This window comes from Haloarcula sp. 1CSR25-25, from assembly GCF_032027985.1.
Taxonomy (GTDB): domain Archaea; phylum Halobacteriota; class Halobacteria; order Halobacteriales; family Haloarculaceae; genus Haloarcula.
Window position 1 is genome coordinate 978,286 of the sequence record NZ_JAHYBW010000001.1, and the last position, 22,800, is coordinate 1,001,085.

Genomic DNA, 22,800 nt, shown 5'->3' on the forward strand with positions numbered 1-22,800 from the left:
CCGGTGATAAGGTATCGCCCTTCACCCCGCCGTCGCGCCTCGCCCCCGGCGCCGGTACAGGTAGTAGCCGATGACCGGGGCGGTCAGGCCAGACCCACCGAGGCTACTCCAACAGGAGCCGCGTCGGGTCCGCCAGATACTCCTTGAGCGTGTTGACGAAGCGGGCCGCGTCGGCGCCGTCGATGACGCGGTGGTCGATAGCCAGCGACAGCGGGAGCGTCGGTCGGGCGACGACTTCGCCGGTGCTCGCGGTGGTACCGCTCGCAGTCCCCGAGGCGCCTTGCGCCTCGCTCTCCACGACCGGTCGCTCCTTCAGCGCCCCGATACCGAGAATCGCCGTCTCGGGGACGTTGATGATCGGGCTGGCGTACTCGCCGCCGATGGCCCCGAAGTTCGTGACGGTGAAGGTCCCGCCCTGCATCTCCGACCGCTCGATGTCGCGGCTGCGAGCCCGCCCCACGAGGTCGTTTATCTCGCCGGCGAGTGCCAGCAGCCCCTTCCCGTCCACGTCGTCGACGACCGGGACGACCAGCCCGTGGTCGGTCGCCGTCGCCACGCCGATGTTGTGGGCGTCCCTGTAGACGACTTCCTCGTTTTCGGTGTCCAGGGCCGTGTTGAGCACCGGGTGCTGGTCCAGCGCCGCGGCGACGCATTTCACGACGAAGGGCGTGTACGTCAGGTCGACACCGCGCTCCTCGGCGAGCGGTTCGAGCCGCTCGCGGGCCTCGACGAGCCCGGAGACGACGACCCGGTCGTGGTGGGTGGCGTGGGGAACCTCCCGGCGTGAGCGGGCCATCTGCTCGCCGATTGACCGACGGACGCCGCGGTAGGGCTCGCGGCGCTCGCCCGCACCTGTCTCCACGGCCGCCGTGTCGGCCCCGGCGCCGCCTGCCCCGGACGCCGCTGCGCTCGCCGTGCCACCCTCGGCGCTGACGGCCTCGGTGTCGGCCGCCTGCGCGGCCTGCTGTGTTTCCGCGTACGCTCGGACCGCCCCCTCGTCGACGTAGGGCTGGCCGTCCCGCGTCTGGTCGGTCGGGACGGCGTCGATGTCCACGTCGAGTTCGCGGGCGACGTTTCTGGTCGCCGGCGTCGCCAGCGTCTGGTCGCGCCGGTCCGTCCGCTGTCCGTCTCCGGAGACGCTTCTGACGGCCGACTTGACAGCCGTCTCGTCGCCCCCGTCGTCGGACACCTTCGACACGACCGACGTGGGGTCGTCATCGGACACCGTCGAGACGACCGACGTGGGACCATCGTCGTCGCCCGTCCCGCCGACTTCCGCCGTAGCCGCCTCGACGTCCGCCTCGGTGACGCGGCCGCCCGGCCCGCTCCCGTCGATGGCCGCGATGTCGACGCCCTTCTCGCGGGCCAGCCGGCGGACACTCGGCGCGGCAAACACGCGGCCGTCGGCCGTACTCACGCCCGCCTGTTGCGGGTCGTCGCCCGCTGTGGTTTCGGTCACGGCGTCGTCGGCTTGCTTCCCGGCCACTTCCGGTCCGTCTCCTTCCGCGGCGTCGGCGTCGCCCGCCTCGGCGATGGTGATGAGCACCTCGCCGGTCTGGACCATCTCGCCGACCTCGGCGTGCAGTTCCTGCACGACGCCGTCGACCGGCGACGGCACGTCGACGGCGGCCTTGTCGGTCTCCACCTCCGCGAGGACCTGGTCCTCGGTGACGGCGTCGCCCGGCGAGACGTGCCAGGTCAGCACCTCGCCCTCGGCGACCCCTTCCCCGAGGTCCGGGAGCTTGAACTCGAACATGCGTCAGAACTCGACTGCCTCTCTGATACCGTCTTTGATGCGGGCGGGTTCGGGGAGGTAGTAGTCCTCCAGCGCGTACAGCGGGTAGGGCACGTCGAAGCCCGTCACCCGCGTGACGGGGGCCTCCTGGTACAGCAGGACCTCCTCCTGGATAGTGGCGATTATCTCGCCGGCCAGCCCGCCGGTCTTGGGCGCTTCGTGGACGACGGCCGCCCGCCCGGTCTTCTTGAACGACTCGACGATGGCGTCGGTGTCCATCGGCGACAGCGTCCGCAGGTCGACCACCTCGGCGTCGACGCCCTCCTCGGCCAGGTCCTCGGCGGCCTCCATCGTCGGTCGGGTCATCGCGCCCCAGGTGAACACGGAGACGTCCGTTCCCTCGCGGCGGACCGTTGCCTCCCCCAGTTCCACCGTGTAGGGGTCGTCGGGGACCTCCTCGCGGAACGACCGGTAGATGAGCTTCGGTTCGAGGAAGATGACGGGATCGGGGTCCCGGATGGCCGCCGTCAGCAGCCCCTTCGTCTCCTTCGGCGTCGACGGCACCACCACCTTCAGCCCCGCCTCGTGGACGTAGAACGCCTCCTTGGACTCGGAGTGGTGTTCCGGCGCGCGGATGCCGCCGCCGTACGGCGCTCGGACGGTGAGCGGGCAGTTGTACCGCCCGCGGCTTCGCGTGCGGAGGCGGGCGGCGTGGCTGACGATCTGGTCGAACGCGGGGTACATGAACCCGGAGAACTGTATCTCCGGCACCGGTCGGAGCCCGTAGGCGGCCATACCGATCGCCGTCCCGACGATGCCGGACTCCGCGAGCGGCGTGTCGATGACCCGGTCGCCACCGAACTCCTCGTGGAGGCCCTGTGTCGCCCGGAAGACGCCGCCGTTCTTCCCGACGTCCTCGCCCATCACGACCACGTCCTCGTTCCGTTCCATCTCACCGTAGAGGCCGTCACGCACGGCCTGTACGAGCGTCAGACTCTGTGTACTCGCGTCTTGTGTACTCATTCCAGTAGCACCTCGTCGCCGTGTCGCTCCCGCAGCCCTTCGAGGTAGTCCAGTTGCTGTTCGAGCCGCTGTGGCATCTCCGCGTACACGTCCGCGAACATCTCCTCGGGCCTTGGCCGCTCGGTCGCCTCCGCGGTGTCGATGGCCGCCGCGACCTCCGCCCGTATCGACTCGTCGATGGCGTCGATGCGCTCGCCGTCGAGCAGCCCCCGGTCCCTGAGAAACGCCTCCATCCGCGGGATGGGGTCTTTCTGCTTCCAGCGCTCGACCTCGCTGTCCTCGCGGTACACCGACGGGTCGTCGGCGGTCGTGTGCGCGCCAAAGCGGTACTGCACCGCCTCTATCATCGTCGGCCGAAGCCCATCCTCGGGCGGGTCGTGTGCCTTCTCGACGGCCTCGCGGGTCACCTGATACACCGCCAGCGGGTCCATGCCGTCGACCTGGACGCCGTCGAAGCCGTAGGCGTTGGCCTTCTGGGCGAGCGTCTCGCTGGCCGTCTGGCGCTCCCGCGGGACCGAAATCGCCCACTGGTTGTTGTTACAGAAAAACACGGCGGGCACGTCGAACACGCCCGCGAAGTTCAACCCCTCGTGGAAGTCCCCTTCGGAGGTCGCGCCGTCCCCGAAGTACACGAGGACGGCGGTGTCGTCGCCTCTGAGTTTCGAGGCCCACGCAGCCCCGGTCGCGTGCGGAATCTGTGTCGCAATCGGGACCGCAAGCGAGAACACCTGTACGTCCGCCGGCGGCGAGTTGCCACGCTCGGACCCCATCCAGTACAGCAGGTCGTTCGCCAGGTCCCACCCTCGCACGGACAGGGCTATGTGTTCGCGGTAGCTTGGAAACATCCAGTCGCCGTCCTGCAGGGCGAAGGCGCTGCCCACCTGGGACGCCTCCTGCCCCGACATGGGCGGGTAGGTCCCCATCCGGCCCTGCCGTTGCAGGCTCACCGCCCGCTGGTCGAAGTGGCGGCCGAGCTTGAGGTTGCGGTACATCTCCACCAGGTCGTCGTCCGAGAGGTCCGGGACCGTCGCGCCGTCGACCACCGTCCCGTCCTCGTCGAGAATCTGCACCCGGTCCGTGGGGTCGCGCTGGAGGACACTCATAGAAACCGCCTCCCTCGAAGTGGCATACGACAACTGTTCACTCGCGCTACGCTTAGAGCTTTCGCGGCGCTGCGAAGTCCTGCCTATGTAGGTATTACAGACAGCCTCAACTGTTCAGGGGGAGCTGAACCGAACCCGGCTCCGAGCCATACCGCCGTGATAACTCGGATGTATCAGTTGTCTGCACGGACCGCGGCCCGCGCCTCGTCCACGCTTTGGCCCTCGCGCAGGACGCTCTCGACGAACAGTTCGCCGGCGCGGTACGACGACCGGACCATCGGTCCCGAAGCGCAGTACAGGAAGTCGAACTCCGCCTCGGCGACCCGCTGCCAGGTGTCGAAGGCGTCGGGATGGACGTACTCCGAGACCTCCAGATGCGACCGGGAAGGCTGGAGGTACTGACCGAAGGTCACCACGTCGACGCCGACCTGCCGGAGGTCAGACAGCGTCTGGTACACCTCGTGGGCGTACTCGCCGACGCCGAGCATCAGGCTGGTCTTGCTGTAGCAGTCGCTCTCGCGGTCGACCTGCCGGAGCACCGAGAGGGACTGCTCGTAGCCGGCCCGGCGGTCCCGCACCGGCCACTGGAGGCGGTCGACTGTCTCGATGTTGTGGGCGATGACGTCCGGGTCGGCGTCGATTATCTTCCCGACGAGCTCCGGCTCACCCTGGAAATCCGGGATGAGACATTCCACCAGAATCGACGGGTCCCGTTCCTTGATGGCGCGGATCGTCTCGGCGAAGTGGCCCGCGCCCTGGTCGGGCAGGTCGTCGCGGTCGACGCTGGTCAGTACGACGTAGTCCAGCCCGATCTCCGCGACGGCGTCGGCCACCTGCTGTGGCTCGTCGGGGTCCAGTGGCTCCATCCCGCCCGTCTCCACGTCACAGAAGTTACAGCCCCGTGAACAGCGGTCGCCAAGCAGCATGAACGTGGCCGTCCCCGGTCCGTCGCGCCCGCTCCAGCACTCCCCGAGGTTGGGGCAGTTGGCCTCCTCACAGACCGTGTTGAGGTCCCGGTCCCGGAGCGTCTGCTTGATGTCGGTGAACCGCTCGCCCGACGGTGGTCGCATCTTCAGCCAGTCGGGCTTTCGCGAACGACTCATTGTCTGTCCTTGGTGGCTCCGCTCAAAAGTAGTTGGGTTCATCCCCCATGCGATTGCAGCCACGAGAAATTCAGCCGTAACGTGAAACGCGCCCGACCCCAGACAGCGACGTCCTACTGCGCGCCAGCGGCCGCCGCCGTCGGCTGCCACATTTCGCTGTCGGCGAGGTACGCCTCGAACGATGTCGTCTCGATGCCCCACTCCGCGAGGGCGGGGATATCGATGTCGTAGCCCACGTCGTTGAACCACTGGAACATGTCGGCCATTTCGTCGCCGGCCATCTCGCGGTAGTCCTCGACGTCGGCGTGGACCGGTTCGACCTCGTGGCCCAACTGGTCGCCGAACGCCGCGGCGAACTTCTCCACTGTCAGGTCGTCGCCGGCCAGCGTGACGACCTCACCGAGGAACGCCTCGGGGTCGGAGAGCGCGGCCACGACGGTCTGGCCGATATCGGTCGCATCGACGACAGCCAGGGAGACGCCCTCGTTCAGGGGCATCACTAGCTGGCCGTCCATGATGTCCTCGCGCATCATGTACGCGAAGTTCTGCATGAAGAACACCGGGCGGACCACTGTCGCGGGAAGCCCGAGTTCCTCGATTCGCTGTTCGACGGCCCACTTGGACTCGAAGTGCGGCAGGCCGGTGTCGGCGTCTGCGCTGCCGACGGAGCTGTAGACGAAGTGGTCGACGCCGGCGTCGGCCGCGGCTTCCGCCAGCGTGACGCCCTGTTCGACCTCGACGTCGGTTCCGTGCTCCATGAACGTCGTGACGCTGTAAACAGCGTCCATACCGTCTACCAGTTCCTGCATCCGGTCGGCGTCGGTCATGTCGCCTTCCACGACGGTGACGCCGCGGGCTTCGAGGGCCTCGGCAGCGTCGCTCGTGGCGTCGCGTGTCAGGCCGTAGATCTCCCACTGTTCGCTGTCAGCGAGGAGGTAGTCGACGACTGCGCCGCCCTGAGTGCCGGTTGCGCCGGTGACGAGTATGTTTCTCATAACGTATGGATATACAACGGAGATATAGATAAACTAGCAGGTAGCCGTGCTAGCACGGCTGTGTGAGGGACTGCTGACCGACACTGTCGGGCTCGTCCCACCGCAGACGCGCCCATAGAAACGCCTTTGCCGTCGCGGAACTGCGACTGTGACGTGCCATCCCGAACCGACAGTGAGCCGACTGTGGCGGTCGCGGAGGTGCTCCCCGACTTTGCCGACGCCTTCCCCTTCGAGGAGTTCAATCGGATGCAGTCGGTGGCCCTGCCGGCCCTGCTGAACCGCGACGACAACGTCGTCGTCAGCGCGCCGACGGCCAGCGGGAAGACCGCGCTGGCGGAGCTGGCCATCTGCAAGACCCTCGCCGAGGGCGGGACCGCGCTCTTTCTCGCGCCGCTGCGTGCGCTCACCAACGAGAAGGAAAGCGAGTGGGAACGGTTCGAGGACCTGGGCTACTCCGTCTACGTGGTCACCGGCGAGCGGGACCTGAATCCCCGTCGCGCCGAGCGGGCCGACATCCTCGTGATGACGCCCGAAAAGACCGATTCGGCCACGCGAAAACACGAGACGAGCCGCTACTCCTTCATCACGGACGTGGACTGCTGTGTCATCGACGAGGTCCATCTGCTGGATTCGGACCGCCGGGGTGCGGTGCTGGAAGTCACCGTCTCGCGGCTCCGCCGGCTGTGTGACCCGCGCGTGGTGGCGCTGTCGGCGACGATGCCGAACATCGCGGACGTGGCCGACTGGCTCGACGCCCCCGACGAGACCACGTTCGCCTTCGGCGAGGAGTATCGGCCGGTGCCGCTGAACGCCGACGTGAAGACGTACTCGCACGGCGAGAACGCCTTCGCCGACAAGTACCGCCGGCTCTACCGGGCGCTGGACCTCGCCGAGCCACATATCCGGGAGGAGGGGCAGGCGCTCGTGTTCGTCTCCTCGCGCCAGGACACCGTACAGGCGGCGAAGAAGGCCCGCGACGAGATCACCGAGCGCGACGTTCCCATGGGCGCACGCGGGGACTACGATTTCCATACTGACGCCTCCGAACTGCAAAACGACACGCTCCGCCAGTCTGTGCTGGACGGCGTCGGCTTCCATCACGCCGGCCTCGCGCGCGAGGACAAGAACCGCGTCGAGCAGTGGTTCAAGGAGGGGAAGATTCAACTGCTCTTCTCGACGTCGACGCTGGCCTGGGGCGTGAACCTCCCCGCCCGCTGTGTCGTCATCCGCGACACCAAACTGCACGACCCGCTCGAAGGCGAGGTCGACATGAGCCCGCTCGACGTGCTCCAGATGCTCGGCCGCGCAGGCCGGCCCGGCTACGACGACATGGGCTACGCCTGGATCGTCTGTGACCGTGCGGACGCCGACAAGTACCGCCGCCTGCTCAGGGACGGCAAGGAGATCGAGTCCAGACTCGCGGCTGAACTCGACGCCCACCTGAACGCCGAGATCGCGCTGGGGACCATCGACGACGTGGACGACGTGATGGACTGGCTCGCGACGACCTTCTACTACGCCCGCTCGCAGTCGGCACCCGGCGAGTACGACGCCGGCAGCGACCTCCGTAACCGTGTCAGCGACACGCTCTCCGCGCTCGTCTCCGAGGGGTTCGTCGAGCAGGACGGCCTCGACGTCGAACCGACGCGGCTGGGCCAGCTGGCGTCGAAGTTCTACCTCCGACTGTCGACCGCGCGCCGGTTCGCGGACGTCGCCGAGCGCTGTGAGGACGCCGCCGACCCCGACTCCGGAGTCACCGTCGACGCCGACGACCTGCTGACCGCGGTGGCCGGCGCGACCGAGTTCGACAGCGTCAGCGCCCGCTCCGACGAGGAGGACGCCGTCCACGCAGTGCTCGGCAGCGATGTCGACGACAGCCTCGACGCCGGCCAGCGGAAGGTGCTGGCAATCCTCCGCTCGGGTATGACCGGGACGACGCCGACGGAACTGAAAAGCGACGCGTGGGTCATCCGCCAGAACGCCCTCCGCCTGCTGGCGGCGATGCGGGAGTTCGTCGACACGCTCGGCCCGGCCCGCTACGCGAACCTGGCCTGTCGGGTCGAGGCCCGCGTCGAACACGGTATCAGCGCCGACGCGGTGGGACTGACGGCAATCGACGGCGTCGCCAGCGGCCGCGCGGGCAAACTCGCCGCTGCGGGCCTGTCTTCGCCCGCCGACGTGGTCGAAGCCGGCGAAGACGGCCTCGTCCGTGCCGGGCTCTCCGAGGGGGTCGCCGAGCAGGTGCTGGCGAACGCGCGGGCGCTCCCCGTCATCGCCATCGACTGGGGCGATTTCCCCGAGACGATTGCGCCCGGCGACAACGATATGCGGGAGGTCTCAGTCGAGAACACCGGCGGGAGCGCCCGCGCCGGCCTGCGGGTCACGGTCAACGGGCGCGAGATGACCGCCAAGCCGTCGTACCTCGGCGAGGCCACGCTTCCGGTGGCCGTCTTCGGCGCGGACGCGGACGAACTCACGTTCACTGTCGAGGTGGCGTTCCCCGCGCTGCCGCTTCCGACAGTTACCGAAACCCGGTCCGTACTCGTCCGGTGACTGGCGGTTTACAGTTTCTCTGAAACACGCTCAGAAACCGCGATAAAATTTATAACGGCTTCTGGAAGCGTTACACCGGCCCGTGAAATATCCCTGAAAAGTGCTGAAATCCAATTAACGTTCCGAAAAGAACACGAATTCTCCCCAAGGGTCTGGCGTTTATATTGGGGTATAGGTTCTAACGAGGAACTGAGGAAGCCCCCAATGTCCAGTGCATCGCCCTTCCGTTCCCCGATGGAAGCCGCCCCCAGCAGTGTTGCCCTTCAGTCACTCACTCGTCCCCTGCAGTTCATCGCGTTCTGGCTTGCTATCGTCACGCCGCTGGCATACCCGCCGCTGCTGCTGGGCGGACTGGACAGCGGGAGCTTCCTCATCTTCGTGGGTGTCGTTGCCCTCAACGTCTTCGGCCTCCTCGCGGGCCGAGGATACGGTGACCCCGCCTGACCTGGCCGGTCGCCCTCCACACTGGCACGCAGCGTTCCGATTTCTCGTTTCCGAAGACACTACGGTCGACTGTTACACACCGCCTAACAGCACCTCACGTAGCGTTTCGGCGTCGTCTGCGACCGCATGGACCATCGACAGGTCCGTCTCGTCGCCGTCCCCGCGGAACCCGACGGTCGTCATCCCGGCGGCGACGGCGGCGCGCGCGCCCGCGGTGGAGTCCTCGACGGCCCAGCAGTCCTCGGGCGCGACTCCCAGTTCCGCCGCCCCACGCTCGTAGATATCGGGTTCCGGTTTTCCGGGGCCGTCGATGTCACCGGCGCTGACGGCGGCGTCGAACTTCGAGAGGAGGTCGAAGCGCTCGTCGACCACGTCGATCCAGGCCCACGGCGCGGACGTCGTCAGCGCCAGCGCGACGCCGGCGTCCCGGAGCTCGTCCAGCAGTTCGTGCGCCCCCTCCAGCAAGGTCGCCTCTTCGCCGTAAATCCGCTCGCCGTGCTCCTCGAACAGCCCCTCGAACGCTTCGCGGGTGATTTCGAGATTGTACTCGGCGTCCAGGTCCGGATAGACTTCCCGGTAGTTCCGGCCGGTAATCGCGGCGACGGGGATGTCGTCGTTCGGTGCGGCTGTCGGGAGAATGTCCTCGCGCTGGGCGCGGACCCAGTGTCCCTCTGACTGGACGAGCACACCGTCCATGTCGAAACAGACCGCGGGTGGTTCGCTCATTGCCTTGCTGTCGCTCGGCGACGGCTTTGGCTGTTGCGACTCCGGCAGCGCCCCGTTTGGATCTCCGCCCAGCCAGCGGTGGGCGTCAGCACACGACACACACCGCGTCTGTGACTCTGACGTGGGTTTAAGTACCGGAACGCGGCCAGGCCGGCCCATGCACGACGCAACCCGTGTGATAGCCGGCGAGTGTACGACTGTTTTCGAGGGGACACGCGAGCGGGAACAGCGCGGCGACGTACTCGTCGTCGTCAAGCCCGACAACACTGTCCTCGTCCACGACGCCGCGGGGTATCAGCCGGTCGCGTGGCTCACGCGCGCCGAGAGCGTCACCATCGACGACGGGGCGGTGACCGCCCGCGACGGCGACGAACTCCTCCGCGTGGTCACCCACGAGGAACACGGCAGCGCCCGCTATCCGGCCTCGAACGCTGGCGTTCCGGTGCGTGACTGCCCCGACTGCGCCGGGACGCTGGTCCGCGCCCGGAGCGAGGTCACCTGCACCGGCTGTGACGCCGCCTACGGGATTCCGAGCGACGCCGCGGTCACCGGCGGCTGCTGCGGGGACTGCGGACTCCCAACGCTGCGGGTGGAACGCGGGCGGGCCTTCGAGCTGTGTCTCGACCGGGACTGTGACTCCCTCGACGACGCTGTGACTGCGGCCTTCGACCGCGAGTGGGACTGCCCGGACTGCGACGGCGACCTGTTGATTCTCCGCCGCGGTGGCCTGCTCGCCGGCTGTGAGCACTACCCCGACTGCGACACCGGCTTCTCGATGCCGTCCGGCGTCGTCGTCGGCGACTGCGACTGCGGCCTGCCGCTGTTTGAAACTGCTGGCGGCACGCGTTGCCTGGACTCTACCTGCTCGGAACTGGGGTGAGTTTCCAAGACTGCTCTCGGCTTTGAACATACAGTTTGGAACAGCCAGAAAGCCCCCGCGTTATCAGCTCCCGCGGCTCGCTGCGCGCGCTTCGCGTGCTTACTTTGCTGGGATTTGCCGATAGTGGGGCCCCTTTCTGGCTCTCCACAGTTGTAGCCGCTGGACTCGATACTACTGCTCTACTAGACCAGACCCGCAGGGGCTTTGTCGTCGGGGGAGCCACGTCAGACCATGGAACTGACGCTCGACGGTGATGTCGTGCGGGCCGGCTACGAGGCGCGCGAGCGGTTCTATGACTCGCGTGGCTACGGCCAGGTCCGCAACGGCGACATCGACCTGGCCCCGGTGGAGGCCGCACACCTCCTCTACCGCGGGGACGTAGAGAGCATCGACGGGATGGACTTCCGCGCGTTCCTGAGGTCGGCGGCCGTCTCCGAGGTCGATTTCGCCGTCTACAAAGACCTCCGTGACCGCGGCTTCTACCTCACGCCGGCCCGCGAGGGGTGGGTCGACGACGCCGTCGGCGCGGACTTCGTGGTCTACCCCCGCGGCAAGGGGCCGTGGGACAACGACGTGGCCTACCGCGTCCGGGTCATCGGCGAGCGCGATACGGTTGCGGCCACCGACTTGGGCGAGTGTGTCCTGGCGGTCGTCGACGAGGAGAGCGAAGTCACCTATCTCGACACCGCCCGGCGCGACGTCGCGGGGACCAGCGACGCCGTCGTCCCGGCGACGGAGGGCGAACTGCTCGCCGAGCGGGTGGTGTGCTGGGAGCCGCCGGCGGAGCTGTACAACCAGGCGTTCTACGGGCAGCAGCTCGGCGACGACGGCGCGGTCCAGCTCTCGCTCGTGGAGGCCGCGTATCTCGCAGGGGAGGAGCTGCTCACGGTGGAGGGTGGGGCCGAGGCCGTCGTCGACCGGGGCCGCGAGGTCGAGGGCGACCGGTTCGTCCGCCGGCTGGCCGTCTACACAGATTTGCGAGCCAGCGGCGTCGCTCCGAAGACCGGCTTCAAGTTCGGCGCTGACTTCCGGACCTACGCCGCCGTCGAGAGCGCCGAGAACCTCGGGCACTCGGAGCTACTGGTTCGAGTGCTGCCGGCCGACCACCGCTTCGAGCCGCGGGACCTCGCGCTTGACGTGCGCCTGGCCCACGGCGTCCGAAAGACGATGGTGTTCGCGCTCACGGCAGACGGCGGCGACGATATCGAGTGGGTAGCCGTCGAGCGGTTGACGCCCTGAGTCGGTCGAGCGTTGCGGTACCGGACTGTGGGTGTCTCCCCGCTGGTCCGGACAGCGCACGGAAACGAACCCTTTTTGCGCCGACCGGAACCAAAGCACCTGTAACGTGGCTCACCGCGAGCCGACCACATCCATGACAACGGACGACTCCCACCACGACGACGCATCGCCCGACGAGGACCGCCGCCAGTCGGGCGGAGAGTGGCGGGAGTCCGACCCGGCTTCCGGCGGCGACCCGGTCCGACCGGACGGCGGCACTGAGGCCGAGGGGGCCGACGAGGCGACGCTCGACCCGTGGGGCTCCTCGACGATCGCCGACTACCGCAAGCTGTTCGAGCAGTTCGGCATCGAGGCGTTCGACGAGGTGCTACCCGAGGTCCCAAACCCTCACTACCTGATGCGCCGGGGCGTCATCTTCGGCCACCGGGACTACCGACCGGTCGCCGAGGCGATGCGCAACGACGACCCCTTCGCCGCGCTGTCGGGATTCATGCCGACCGGCGACCCCCACATCGGCCACAAGCTCGTCTTCGACGAGATCATCTGGCACCAACAGCAGGGCGGGGACGCGCACGCGCTCATCGCGGACCTCGAAGCCCACAGCGCCCGCGGCCTCTCCTGGGACGAGATCGACGAGCACGCGACGGACTACGTCCTCTCGCTGCTGGCGCTGGGCTTCGACCCCGAGGACGGAATGCTCTACCGCCAGTCCGACAACCGCGAGGTGCAGGACCTCGCCTTCGAACTCGGCGCGGAGGCGAACTTCTCGGAACTGCAGGCCATCTACGACTTCGACGGCGAGACGGACGTCTCGCATATGCAGTCGGTCGTCACCCAGATGGCCGACATTCTCTACCCGCAACTCGACGGGCCGAAGCCGACGGTCATCCCCGTCGGACCGGACCAGGACCCACACATGCGACTCGCGCGAGACCTCGCTTCCCGGATGCGCTATTTCGGTGTGACCGAGGCCTTCGCCAGCTTCGAGGCCGACGCCATCGAGCGAACGCTGCTCCGGCAGGCCTACGACGCCCGCGACGGGTACGCTGAAGACGCCGACCGGCCCCGCTGTGGCGAGGCCGCCGACTGGCTGCGCGACCAGCAGCCGGCTCCTGCAGACGCCCGCCAGTCCGTCGTCACCAAACTCGACGAGGCGGGGAAGGAACCGCTCCGGCCGCGGGTCCGCTTCCTCGACCGAAATGCCACCGACGGGGCCTTCGAGGCGCTCATCGAGGCCGTCGACGGGGAGAAGCGCGTCTACGACGAACACATCGATACGTTCGACCTGGACCACGCCGAGGCCGAGGAACTGGCCCGCCAGGTCGAACTCGACAACGGCGGCTACGGCTTCCAGCCGCCGTCGTCTATCTACCACCGGTTCATGACCGGCCTCACTGGCGGCAAGATGTCCTCCTCCATCCCGGCCTCGCACATCTCGCTGCTGGACGACCCGGATGACGGCTACGACAAGGTGCAGTCGGCGACCACCGGCGGACGGGCCACCGCCGAGGAACAGCGCGAGAAGGGTGGGAAAGCCGACGAGTGCCCGGTGTATGAACTGTACGCCTATCTGCTGTCGGGCGACGACGACGAGTTCGCCAAGGAGGTGTACGACGAGTGCGTCGGCGGCGAGCGCCTCTGTGGCGGCTGCAAGGAGCAGGCCGCCGAACTGATGGCGGAGTTCCTCGAGGACCACCAGGAGAAACGCGCCGAATGGGAGGACAAGCTCGACGAGCTCGACATCGACCTCGACTCCGACCGCAAGCGCTCGGGCGCGGACTGAGCGCCGGGTCGACACAGTCCGTTTCGTGTCGAGACGGGCACACGCACAACGTTTATGTTTGCCAGTCACAACCGCTCAGATATGGCACCCGAATCCCACCCAGGCGTCGCGCGCCAGCTATCCGATAGCCCGGGGTTCGGCTTCTTTTTCGCTGCCTGACCGCGCGTGGACTCCGACGGCGTCGAGAGACGCGGGCGGACGAAACCGCGAGCGGGAAGTGAGAACCGTTAACTGAGCGACCCGCGGTTATCCCACAAGACCGAGACACCCGTATGAAACGACCACAGGCACAGGTGGCCGTCCTGCAGGCCGCCGACGCACAGGACCACAGGCGAATCGACGACGTGGCCGCGGAAGCCGACCTCAAGCCGGAAGCGGCCACCAGAGCGGCGTTCGAACTCGAAGCCGACGGACTGCTCGCCGTCGCCGAGGAGACGCTGGAACACTACGACCTCACCGAGGAGGGCGACCGGTACGTCCGGGAGAGCCTCCCCGAACAGGACCTCTACGAGGCAGCTATCGACGCCGGCGCGGCCGACGACCCGGTCCAGATGGGACAGGTCATCGGGGCCTCGGGCCTCGAAGGCGGCGCGGTCGACATCGCGCTCTCGAACTACGCCCGCAAGGCCTACGGCGAGATAGACAGCGGCGAAATCACGGCCAACGCCGACGCTGACCCCGGGTCCGACCCGGAGATGCTGTCGCTCGAGGCCGTCGCCGACGGGCGCGTCGAAGACGCCGACGCGGACGCGCTCGACCAGCTGGAGCGGCGTGGCCTCGTCGACGTTCGCGAAGAGACGGTCCGCTCGGTCCGGCTCACTGACGACGGGGTCACCGCGCTGATGGAGGGCGTCGAGGCCGCCGAGACCGTCGACCAGCTCACCCCCGAACTGCTCACCAGCGGCGAATGGGCGGACGTGGCCTTCACCGAGTACAACGTCGAGGCCGACGCCGAGGACGTGAGCCACGGCAAGGAGCACATCCTCCGTCAGACGGCCAACCGCGTGAAGGACACGCTCGTCGGTATGGGCTTCTCCGAGATGGAGGGCCCCCACGCCGACGCCCAGTTCTGGATCAACGACTGCCTGTTCATGCCCCAGGACCACCCGGCCCGGACCCACTGGGACCAGTTCGCTCTGGAGGAACCCGAGGAGATCGGGCACCTCCCCCCGGACCTCGTCGAACGGGTCCGTTCGGCACACAGGGACGGCGTCGGCCCCGACGGCGAGGGGTACCACTCACCGTGGACCGAGGACATCGCCCGCGGGATGGACCTGCGCGGCCACACCACCTCGCTGTCGATGCGCTACCTCTCGGGCCACCAGGTCGGCGAACTCGACCCGCCCGAGCGCTACTTCAGCGTCGAGAAGGTGTACCGCAACGACACGCTCGACCCGACGCACCTGCTCGAGTTCTTCCAGATCGAGGGCTGGGTGATGGCCGAGGACCTCTCCGTGCGGGACCTGATGGGGACGTTCACGGAGTTCTACGAGCAGTTCGGCATCACCGACCTGGAGTTCAAACCCCACTACAACCCCTACACGGAGCCGAGCTTCGAACTGTTCGGCACCCACCCCGAGACCGGCGAGGTCGTCGAGGTCGGCAACTCCGGCATCTTCCGCGACGAGGTGCTCACGCCGCTTGGCGTCGATTGTGACGTGATGGCGTGGGGCCTCTCGCTCGAACGACTACTCATGCTCATGTACGGCTTCGAAGACATCCGCGACGTGCACGGAACGCTGTGTGACCTTGAACTGCTGCGGGAGACGGAGGTGATCCGCTGATGCCGGTCGTCGACGTCGACCCCGACGAGCTTCGGTATCTGACCGGCCACAGCGAGAAAGACGACGACGAACTCCGCTCGGACCTGTTCGATCTCGGCCTCGAATTCGAGGGCTGGACCGAGGACGACGAGTTCCAGCTGGAGTTCGCGCCGGACCGACTGGACCGCCTCTCCGTCGAGGGTGTCGCGCGGTCGCTGCGCTACCACTACGGCGACGACCGCGGGGTGGAGGTCCCCAACACGAACAGCGCCGACTGGACCATCGAGGTCGAGGACCAGCCCGACGAGCGCCCGTACGTCACCGGCGCCGTCGTCCGCGGCCTCGACATGGACGAGGCCGCGCTGGAATCGCTCATCCAGCTCCAGGAGAAGCTCCACGCGACGATGGGGCGCAAGCGGGCGAAAGGCGCTATCGGCGTCCACGACCTCACCATGCTGAAGGGTGACTCGGTCACCGACGAGACTGGCAATTCCATCACCTACACCAGCGCGGACCCCGACGAGGCGACGTTCGTCCCGCTGGACGCCGACGCGGAGATGACCCCCCGCGAGGTCATGGAATCACACGAGACCGGCCAGACCTACGGTGACCTCGTGGCCGACTTCGACCGCGTACCGGCCATCTACGACGCCATCGGGCTGTTCTCGTTCCCGCCGGTCATCAACGGCCGCCGGACCGAGGTCAGCGTCGACTCACGGGACCTGTTCATCGAGATGACCGGGACCGACCAGTGGACCATCGACCACATGTGCAACATCGTCTGCTACGCGCTCGCCGCCCGCGGCGGCCAGGTCGAGCAGGTCGACGTGTCCTACGCCGACGACGCGCCCGGCGAGTACGCCGGCAAAACGCTGGAGCGGCCGGACTTCTCGGTGCGGACGAAGACGGTCACGCACGACCGCATCGAGTCCATCCTCGGCGTCTCACTGGACAGTCGCGAGGTCATCGACTACGCCGAGCGCGCCGGCCTCGACGCCACCGAAACCGAAGCCGACGACGGCGTAGCCTACGAGGTAGAGATTCCGCCCTATCGCGTCGACGTCATCCACCCGCTGGACATCATCGACGACATCGGCCGGGCGCTCGGGTTCAACAGCCTCGAGCCGACGTATCCCGACGTGTCGACGGTCGGCGGTCGCCACGAACGGTCCCGGCTGGAAGACGCCGCCCGGGACGCCCTGGTCGGCCTTGGCTTCGAGGACCTGCTGAACTTCCACATGATAAACGAGGCCGAGAACTTCGAGCGGATGGGGTTGTCGGTCCCACGGACCGACGAACAGGCGAGCAGCGCGGAGCAGAGCTCCGCGGACCGTTCGAGCGGGCAAGGCCCGCGAGAAGACGGTGATAACCGCGAGCAGGCCGGCGGGGACGCCGTCGGCCAGGCTGACCCAGTCACCATCCAGGAGCCCTACAGCGAGGACTACACCATCCTCCGGACGTGGGCGCTCCCCTCCATCATGATGGTGCTCGAGAACAACACACACCGGAGCTACCCACAGGACCTCGCCGAAATCGGGCTGGCCGCCAGCCTCGACGACTCCGAGAACACCGGCGTCGCCGAACACCGCACCGTCGCGGCCGCGCTCGCGCGCACTGACGCCTCATACGAGGACGCCAAGGCCCGCCTGCAGGCGCTCGCCGACGCCTTCGACAAGGACCTCGCGACGCCCCCGACCACGCATCCGTCGTTCATCGGCGGCCGCGCCGCCGAAGTGGTCCTCGACGGGGAGCCGGTCGGTGTTATCGGTGAGATCCATCCGAAGGTACTCGTCGAGCACGACCTGGAACTGCCGGTCGCGGCCTTCGAGTTCCGGCTAGACGCGCTGGAATAAGTTCGACTGCGAGCGTAGCGAGCCCTTTTTTCGCCCACGTTTTTCGAGGAGTGGTCTCCCGAACAGCGTGAGCGAGGTTACCCGACGCAGAAAAAGGTGGTTGTAGCACGACCTGGAACTGCCGGTCGCGGCCTTCGAGTTCCGGCTAGACGCTGGAATAAGTTCGGCAGCGAGCGGACGCGGTCGGTCTATCGTTCGTCCGGGTACACGTACTCCACGTCACCCGGCTTCCTGGTTTCTTCTTCGTCGGTCTCGATGACAATGGTCGAGGAGAGTCTGTTGAACAGCCGGACCCCCTCTTCCTCGTAGGCCAGCCAGCCCACGAGGACGTCTAGGGGAAGAAGGAACGCCTTCCCGAAGCTCTCGATGGCTGCTGTCCCGTAGTCGATGTCGACGCCGCGTTCGTCTGTGACGGCGATGTTCATTACCATCTTCCCGACCGACTGGCCCTGCCGTCCCTCCAGGAACGTCCAGTACACGAACAGGCCGAGCCCGTTGAAGCCGGTGGCCGGAGTGGTCACTGAGAAGCTGCCGGTCAGGAGAGAGAACACGCCCGCGGCCTCGCCCAGTGCGGAGAGGACGGCGCCGACGAGCAACACGTCGAGGAGCCACGCGAGAAACCGGTCGTCCCAGGAGGCGATATACAGGGTCGGGTGGGTGGCCGCCATGTCGGTGGTTCGCCGCAACTGTACTTCAAGATTCGCCGGCTACAGGTCCGCGCCGACGGCGTCCTCGACCGAGTCGAAGCCGTCCTCCGCGAGCAGGTCGAGCAGCCCCTCGTTGATCTCGCGGGCGATGGACGGGCCGCGGTACACCAGGCCGGTGTACAACTGGACGAGCGAGGCCCCGGCGCGGATTTTCCTGTACGCGCCCTCCGGTGTCGAGATGCCGCCGACGCCGACGACGGGCACGTCGACGCGCTCTGCGACGAACCGCACCATCTCGGTCGCCCGGTTCTCGATTGGCTTTCCGGAGAGACCGCCCGTCTCGGCCGCGTTCGGCGAGCGCAGGCTGGCTGGCCGTTCCGTCGTCGTGTTGGTCGCGACGACGCCGTCCAGGTCGAGCTCGGTCACCAGGTCGAGCGTGTCTTCGACTGCCGGCCCGGGGAGGTCCGGCGAGAGCTTCACGAGCAGGGGAGCTGCGCCCGCATCCTGCAGTTCCCCGAGAATGGCCTCCATCGCGTCGCGGTTCTGGAGTTCCTCGAACCCCTCCGAGTTGGGGCAGGAGACGTTGACGACGAAGAAGTCACCGCCCTCGGCGACGTGCTCGTACGTGGTCCGGTAGTCGCCGGGGGCCTCGTCCGTCCCGACGTGTTCCGTCTTGGCGATGTTGACGCCGACCGGGAACGGCGCGTCGACGTTCTTCAGCCGCTCGCCGATGACGATGGCCCCGTCGTTGTTCAACCCCATCCGGTTGATGATGGCCTCGTCCTCTCTGAGCCGGAACATCCGCGGGCGGGCGTTCCCGGCCTGTGGTTCGGCCGTCACGCCGCCGACCTCTGTGAAACCGAAGCCGAGAGAGGCCAGCGTCTCCGGGATCGTCGCGTTCTTGTCGAATCCGGCGGCGACCCCGACAGGGTTGTCGAACGTCTGTCCGAACGCCTCCACGGCGAGGCGGTCGTCAGCGACGGTGTAGCGGTCGGCCATCGCGTCGGCGACTCGTGTTCCTTCGACTGCCTTTAGCAATCGGTGGACGCTCCCGTTGGCGGTCTCTGCTGGCAGGGAAAACAGGAGTGGTTTCGCGATATCGTAGGGTCTCATTGTGTGGGTGGTCCGGTTGGTTCGAAGAACGGTTGTGAACGACCGATATCAGGCGTCGGCTCGATAGCCCCGCCCAGTGGCACTGTGTCTTCGTCGATGGTGCCTCAAAAGTCGTGCTCGACCTCTTCGGGGTCGGCCTTCTGGATGATAATCTTGTTGTCGCGGACGCGAACGAACACCTCGTCGCCGATCTCCATCCCGGCGACGGCTAGCTCGTCTTCATGAATGTTGATATGTACGTTGTGGTACTCGCCGTCCTCATCTTTGGCGCCACTCGGGCTGAGCTTCTTCTTTCGCACCATCGCGCTATCCTACTCCGCACTTCACCGCAGGATACACTTAAGTCTACCGTGCCGCCGGTCGCTGGCTGGTGGTTTCGTGGGTGCGCGTGACGATTTCGACCCCGATATTCGCCTCGAACCGGCCGGTCTGGGGATTCGAAGCGGCACACGATGGCGTCAGTATATAAAGGGACCCCCCGACGGAGGGCGGATTGGGGGGTATATTTATGTTCTGGCATGTGCTGAATTGGCATGGAGCGGTGAAATCCATGGCACCCGACAGTGACAAGCGCAACTTCGCACTGCGCGAAGACGGTGACGAATCGAGCGTCTTCTCGGGCGGAACACCTCGACAGGCTGCGCTGAAGGCAGCGCGTCGACTCGAACCGGCCGACGGTGAGGATCAGGCTGACCCTGAGGAGATACGACTACGGGAGAAAGGGACTCACAAGGTCCACATCTATGAAGCGTGGGCATGGGTCGAGGAGGCACCGGACGACAAACCCGACTGGATGCCCGGCGACATCACGAAAGGCAACGTCTCGAAGCAAGGCGTTGAACACCTAGACGAGATCTAGGTCGCATTCCCGACATTTTCGGTGGCTTCCGTCCTTCAGCGCCCACGTGCGCGTGAACAGACGCTACATTCTACAGTCTGATCTACCCCGACTACCCGTACTCTCCGTCTGTGCACGTGTGGGACACTCACACCCGTGTAATCTCGTCTCGCGGGCGACTCCCTTCGACGGGGTTAAGTGTGGCTCACTCATCGGAACGTAATGCGAACGCGGTCAGGGGCCGACGCCCCCGAACGAACGCACCCGTTCCGACGCCCTTAAGCATAACAGGGCGTTCGGGATGAACGCGAAGGTCGCTCGCGTCGTGCGGTTCGACGCGAGCCCGTTCCGATGCCCTTAAACGTAACAGGGCACTCGGAAAGAACGCGAACGACGTTCGGTCGGGGACATCGAACCCCTGCCGACACGGACCAGGCGGGGTCGACTCGCCAACGAAACTCGAAGCCTTTATGGTGGCTTCGAGACAACAATCAGGTCCGAAGAAATGAGGATTCCACCCCTGCGGTCCGCCGTCAAGATGGGATCTGATGTTAGCCCTGATAGTTCGGTGACACTCGGTCGACGGGTGTCCTCGAACACCCTTCGATAGCGACCACACCCATTATATGGGTGTGATCCCGCCTAACCCCCCGGCCTCGTGCCGGGATACATTCCGGTTGATCCTGCCGGAGGCCATTGCTATCGGAGTCCGATTTAGCCATGCTAGTTGTACGAGTTCAGACTCGTAGCATATAGCTCAGTAACACGTGGCCAAACTACCCTACAGACCGCGATAACCTCGGGAAACTGAGGCCAATAGCGGATATAACTCTCATGCTGGAGTGCCGAGAGTTAGAAACGTTCCGGCGCTGTAGGATGTGGCTGCGGCCGATTAGGTAGATGGTGGGGTAACGGCCCACCATGCCGATAATCGGTACGGGTTGTGAGAGCAAGAACCCGGAGACGGTATCTGAGACAAGATACCGGGCCCTACGGGGCGCAGCAGGCGCGAAACCTTTACACTGCACGACAGTGCGATAGGGGGACTCCGAGTGCGAGGGCATATAGCCCTCGCTTTTCTGTACCGTAAGGTGGTACAGGAACAAGGACTGGGCAAGACCGGTGCCAGCCGCCGCGGTAATACCGGCAGTCCGAGTGATGGCCGATATTATTGGGCCTAAAGCGTCCGTAGCCGGCCGGACAAGTCCGTTGGGAAATCGACGCGCTCAACGCGTCGGCGTCCAGCGGAAACTGTCCGGCTTGGGGCCGGAAGACCTGAGGGGTACGTCCGGGGTAGGAGTGAAATCCTGTAATCCTGGACGGACCACCAATGGGGAAACCACCTCAGGAAGACGGACCCGACGGTGAGGGACGAAAGCTAGGGTCTCGAACCGGATTAGATACCCGGGTAGTCCTAGCTGTAAACGATGCTCGCTAGGTGTGCCGTAGGCTACGAGCCTGCGCTGCGCCCTAGGGAAGCCGAGAAGCGAGCCGCCTGGGAAGTACGTCTGCAAGGATGAAACTTAAAGGAATTGGCGGGGGAGCACCACAACCGGAGGAGCCTGCGGTTTAATTGGACTCAACGCCGGACATCTCACCGGTCCCGACAGTAGTAATGACAGTCAGGTTGACGACTTTACTCGACGCTACTGAGAGGAGGTGCATGGCCGCCGTCAGCTCGTACCGTGAGGCGTCCTGTTAAGTCAGGCAACGAGCGAGACCCGCACTTCTAGTTGCCAGCAATACCCTTGAGGTAGTTGGGTACACTAGGAGGACTGCCGCTGCTAAAGCGGAGGAAGGAACGGGCAACGGTAGGTCAGTATGCCCCGAATGGACCGGGCAACACGCGGGCTACAATGGCTATGACAGTGGGATGCGACGCCGAGAGGCGAAGCTAATCTCCAAACGTAGTCGTAGTTCGGATTGCGGGCTGAAACCCGCCCGCATGAAGCTGGATTCGGTAGTAATCGCGTGTCAGAAGCGCGCGGTGAATACGTCCCTGCTCCTTGCACACACCGCCCGTCAAAGCACCCGAGTGGGGTCCGGATGAGGCCGTCATGCGACGGTCGAATCTGGGCTCCGCAAGGGGGCTTAAGTCGTAACAAGGTAGCCGTAGAGGAATCTGTGGCTGGATCACCTCCTACTGATCGGGATTGGGGCTCTGCCCCAACCCACCTTTCGGTGTTCGAGAACTCCGTCGACCGGGCACCTATGAACTATCAGGGCTAACACCGTGCGGATCTGCCGGGCCCATAGCTCAGCGGGAGAGCGCCGCCTTTGCAAGGCGGAGGCCCTGGGTTCAAATCCCAGTGGGTCCATACGACGTGCCAGCCCCGAACCGTGCCCCTTAAGTGTGGGACGGCGATGGGATATGGTACGACGACAGATGCACCAGGCCGGGTGAAACCGCGCCTGGGAAGGGTCGATTCGCCCACCATCTCCACCTTGGGGGCGAACATGAAACCGTGTGTACGTGCGATCCAGGCGTCCACTGGACTCGTTCAGTTGAACGAGTCACAACGACGTTGGCTACTATGCCAGCTGGTGGATTGCTCGGCTCAGGCGCTGATGAAGGACGTGCCAAGCTGCGATAAGCTGTGGGGAGCCGCACGGAGGCGAAGAACCACAGATTTCCGAATGAGAATCTCTCTAACAATTGCTTCGCGCAATGAGGAACCCCGAGAACTGAAACATCTTAGTATCGGGAGGAACAGAAAACGCAACGTGATGTCGTCAGTAACCGCGAGTGAACGCGATACAGCCCAAACCGAAGCCCTCACGGGCAATGTGGTGTCAGGGCTACCTCTCATCAGCCGACCGTCTCGACGAAGTCTCTTGGAACAGAGCGTGATACAGGGTGACAACCCCGTACTCGAGACCAGTACGCTGTGCGGTAGTGCCAGAGTAGCGGGGGTTGGATATCCCTCGCGAATAACGCAGGCATCGACTGCGAAGGCTAAACACAACCTGAGACCGATAGTGAACAAGTAGTGTGAACGAAC

Annotated in this window: 17 protein-coding genes, 1 tRNA gene and 2 rRNA genes; 11 read left to right on the plus strand and 9 right to left on the minus strand. The window is 66.0% G+C overall.

The features are described from left to right. Positions 1 to 103 precede the first annotated feature (103 nt). The 5 genes from KZ498_RS04985 to KZ498_RS05005 all read right to left on the minus strand — a co-directional run bounded on the left by KZ498_RS04985 (position 104) and on the right by KZ498_RS05005 (position 5,959). Positions 104 to 1,756 (minus strand): dihydrolipoamide acetyltransferase family protein, encoded by a 1,653-nt coding sequence (locus KZ498_RS04985; RefSeq protein ID WP_312617294.1) that lies wholly within the window; start codon positions 1,754 to 1,756, stop codon positions 104 to 106. Between the two features lie 3 nt (positions 1,757 to 1,759). Beyond that, positions 1,760 to 2,758, minus strand: a complete 999-nt coding sequence (locus KZ498_RS04990; protein WP_312617295.1) for an alpha-ketoacid dehydrogenase subunit beta — start codon at positions 2,756 to 2,758, stop codon at positions 1,760 to 1,762. Beyond that, the gene (gene pdhA, locus KZ498_RS04995) at positions 2,755 to 3,861 is read right to left on the minus strand and encodes a pyruvate dehydrogenase (acetyl-transferring) E1 component subunit alpha (RefSeq protein WP_312617297.1); all 1,107 of its coding nucleotides are present in this window, start codon (positions 3,859 to 3,861) and stop codon (positions 2,755 to 2,757) included. The genes KZ498_RS04990 and pdhA overlap by 4 nt, the downstream gene beginning before the upstream one ends. A gap of 173 nt (positions 3,862 to 4,034) precedes the next feature. Next, positions 4,035 to 5,006, minus strand: a complete 972-nt coding sequence (gene lipA, locus KZ498_RS05000; protein ID WP_312617299.1) for a lipoyl synthase — start codon at positions 5,004 to 5,006, stop codon at positions 4,035 to 4,037. 71 nt (positions 5,007 to 5,077) lie between these two features. After that, positions 5,078 to 5,959 carry an NmrA/HSCARG family protein gene (locus KZ498_RS05005; RefSeq protein ID WP_312617301.1) on the minus strand — a complete coding sequence of 294 codons (882 nt, stop codon included), beginning with the start codon at positions 5,957 to 5,959 and terminating at the stop codon, positions 5,078 to 5,080. Positions 5,960 to 6,142: 183 nt separating this feature from the next. Between KZ498_RS05005 and KZ498_RS05010 the strand changes: the two genes are divergently transcribed. Together KZ498_RS05010 and KZ498_RS05015 are read left to right on the plus strand one after the other, a co-directional pair. Continuing rightward, positions 6,143 to 8,512 carry a DEAD/DEAH box helicase gene (locus KZ498_RS05010; protein WP_312617378.1) on the plus strand — a complete coding sequence of 790 codons (2,370 nt, stop codon included), beginning with the start codon at positions 6,143 to 6,145 and terminating at the stop codon, positions 8,510 to 8,512. Between the two features lie 204 nt (positions 8,513 to 8,716). Continuing rightward, entirely contained in the window at positions 8,717 to 8,956 is a 240-nt protein-coding gene (locus tag KZ498_RS05015) for a hypothetical protein (protein ID WP_312617302.1), read from the plus strand. Positions 8,957 to 9,028: 72 nt separating this feature from the next. Here KZ498_RS05015 and KZ498_RS05020 read toward each other — a convergent pair whose 3' ends face one another. Then, a complete protein-coding gene (locus tag KZ498_RS05020; protein WP_312617304.1) occupies positions 9,029 to 9,682 on the minus strand; it encodes an HAD family phosphatase in 654 nt (217 codons plus the stop codon). A 157-nt stretch (positions 9,683 to 9,839) separates the two neighbouring features. On the opposite strand from KZ498_RS05020, the gene KZ498_RS05025 reads away from it, so the two are divergent. From KZ498_RS05025 to pheT, 5 genes are all read left to right on the plus strand, one after another. Then, positions 9,840 to 10,562 carry an endonuclease NucS domain-containing protein gene (locus tag KZ498_RS05025; protein WP_312617306.1) on the plus strand — a complete coding sequence of 241 codons (723 nt, stop codon included), beginning with the start codon at positions 9,840 to 9,842 and terminating at the stop codon, positions 10,560 to 10,562. Positions 10,563 to 10,793: 231 nt separating this feature from the next. Next, positions 10,794 to 11,801 carry a tRNA-intron lyase gene (endA, locus tag KZ498_RS05030; protein WP_312617307.1) on the plus strand — a complete coding sequence of 336 codons (1,008 nt, stop codon included), beginning with the start codon at positions 10,794 to 10,796 and terminating at the stop codon, positions 11,799 to 11,801. Positions 11,802 to 11,934: 133 nt separating this feature from the next. Continuing rightward, positions 11,935 to 13,584, plus strand: a complete 1,650-nt coding sequence (locus KZ498_RS05035; RefSeq protein WP_312617309.1) for a tryptophan--tRNA ligase — start codon at positions 11,935 to 11,937, stop codon at positions 13,582 to 13,584. A gap of 272 nt (positions 13,585 to 13,856) precedes the next feature. Next, positions 13,857 to 15,368 carry a phenylalanine--tRNA ligase subunit alpha gene (locus tag KZ498_RS05040; protein ID WP_312617310.1) on the plus strand — a complete coding sequence of 504 codons (1,512 nt, stop codon included), beginning with the start codon at positions 13,857 to 13,859 and terminating at the stop codon, positions 15,366 to 15,368. Next, positions 15,368 to 17,200, plus strand: coding sequence for a phenylalanine--tRNA ligase subunit beta (gene pheT, locus KZ498_RS05045; protein WP_312617311.1), 1,833 nt, complete (start codon positions 15,368 to 15,370; stop codon positions 17,198 to 17,200). Before KZ498_RS05040 ends, pheT begins: the two co-directional genes overlap by 1 nt. A gap of 188 nt (positions 17,201 to 17,388) precedes the next feature. Here pheT and KZ498_RS05050 read toward each other — a convergent pair whose 3' ends face one another. From KZ498_RS05050 to KZ498_RS05060, 3 genes are all read right to left on the minus strand, one after another. After that, positions 17,389 to 17,868 (minus strand): RDD family protein, encoded by a 480-nt coding sequence (locus KZ498_RS05050; RefSeq protein WP_312617313.1) that lies wholly within the window; start codon positions 17,866 to 17,868, stop codon positions 17,389 to 17,391. A 39-nt stretch (positions 17,869 to 17,907) separates the two neighbouring features. Next, a complete protein-coding gene (locus tag KZ498_RS05055) occupies positions 17,908 to 18,960 on the minus strand; it encodes a quinone-dependent dihydroorotate dehydrogenase (protein WP_312617315.1) in 1,053 nt (350 codons plus the stop codon). A 104-nt stretch (positions 18,961 to 19,064) separates the two neighbouring features. Continuing rightward, positions 19,065 to 19,262: a hypothetical protein gene (locus KZ498_RS05060; RefSeq protein WP_004516407.1), complete on the minus strand. Its 198-nt coding sequence runs from the start codon at positions 19,260 to 19,262 to the stop codon at positions 19,065 to 19,067. A gap of 248 nt (positions 19,263 to 19,510) precedes the next feature. Between KZ498_RS05060 and KZ498_RS05065 the strand changes: the two genes are divergently transcribed. The 4 genes from KZ498_RS05065 to KZ498_RS05080 form a co-directional block, all read left to right on the plus strand. Continuing rightward, entirely contained in the window at positions 19,511 to 19,819 is a 309-nt protein-coding gene (locus KZ498_RS05065) for a non-histone chromosomal MC1 family protein (protein WP_004516406.1), read from the plus strand. 649 nt (positions 19,820 to 20,468) lie between these two features. Next, positions 20,469 to 21,940, plus strand: a 16S ribosomal RNA gene (locus KZ498_RS05070). A 104-nt stretch (positions 21,941 to 22,044) separates the two neighbouring features. After that, positions 22,045 to 22,116 (plus strand) — tRNA-Ala (locus KZ498_RS05075). A gap of 202 nt (positions 22,117 to 22,318) precedes the next feature. Beyond that, positions 22,319 to 22,800: ribosomal RNA gene (locus KZ498_RS05080) — 23S ribosomal RNA — on the plus strand; the annotation flags it as partial.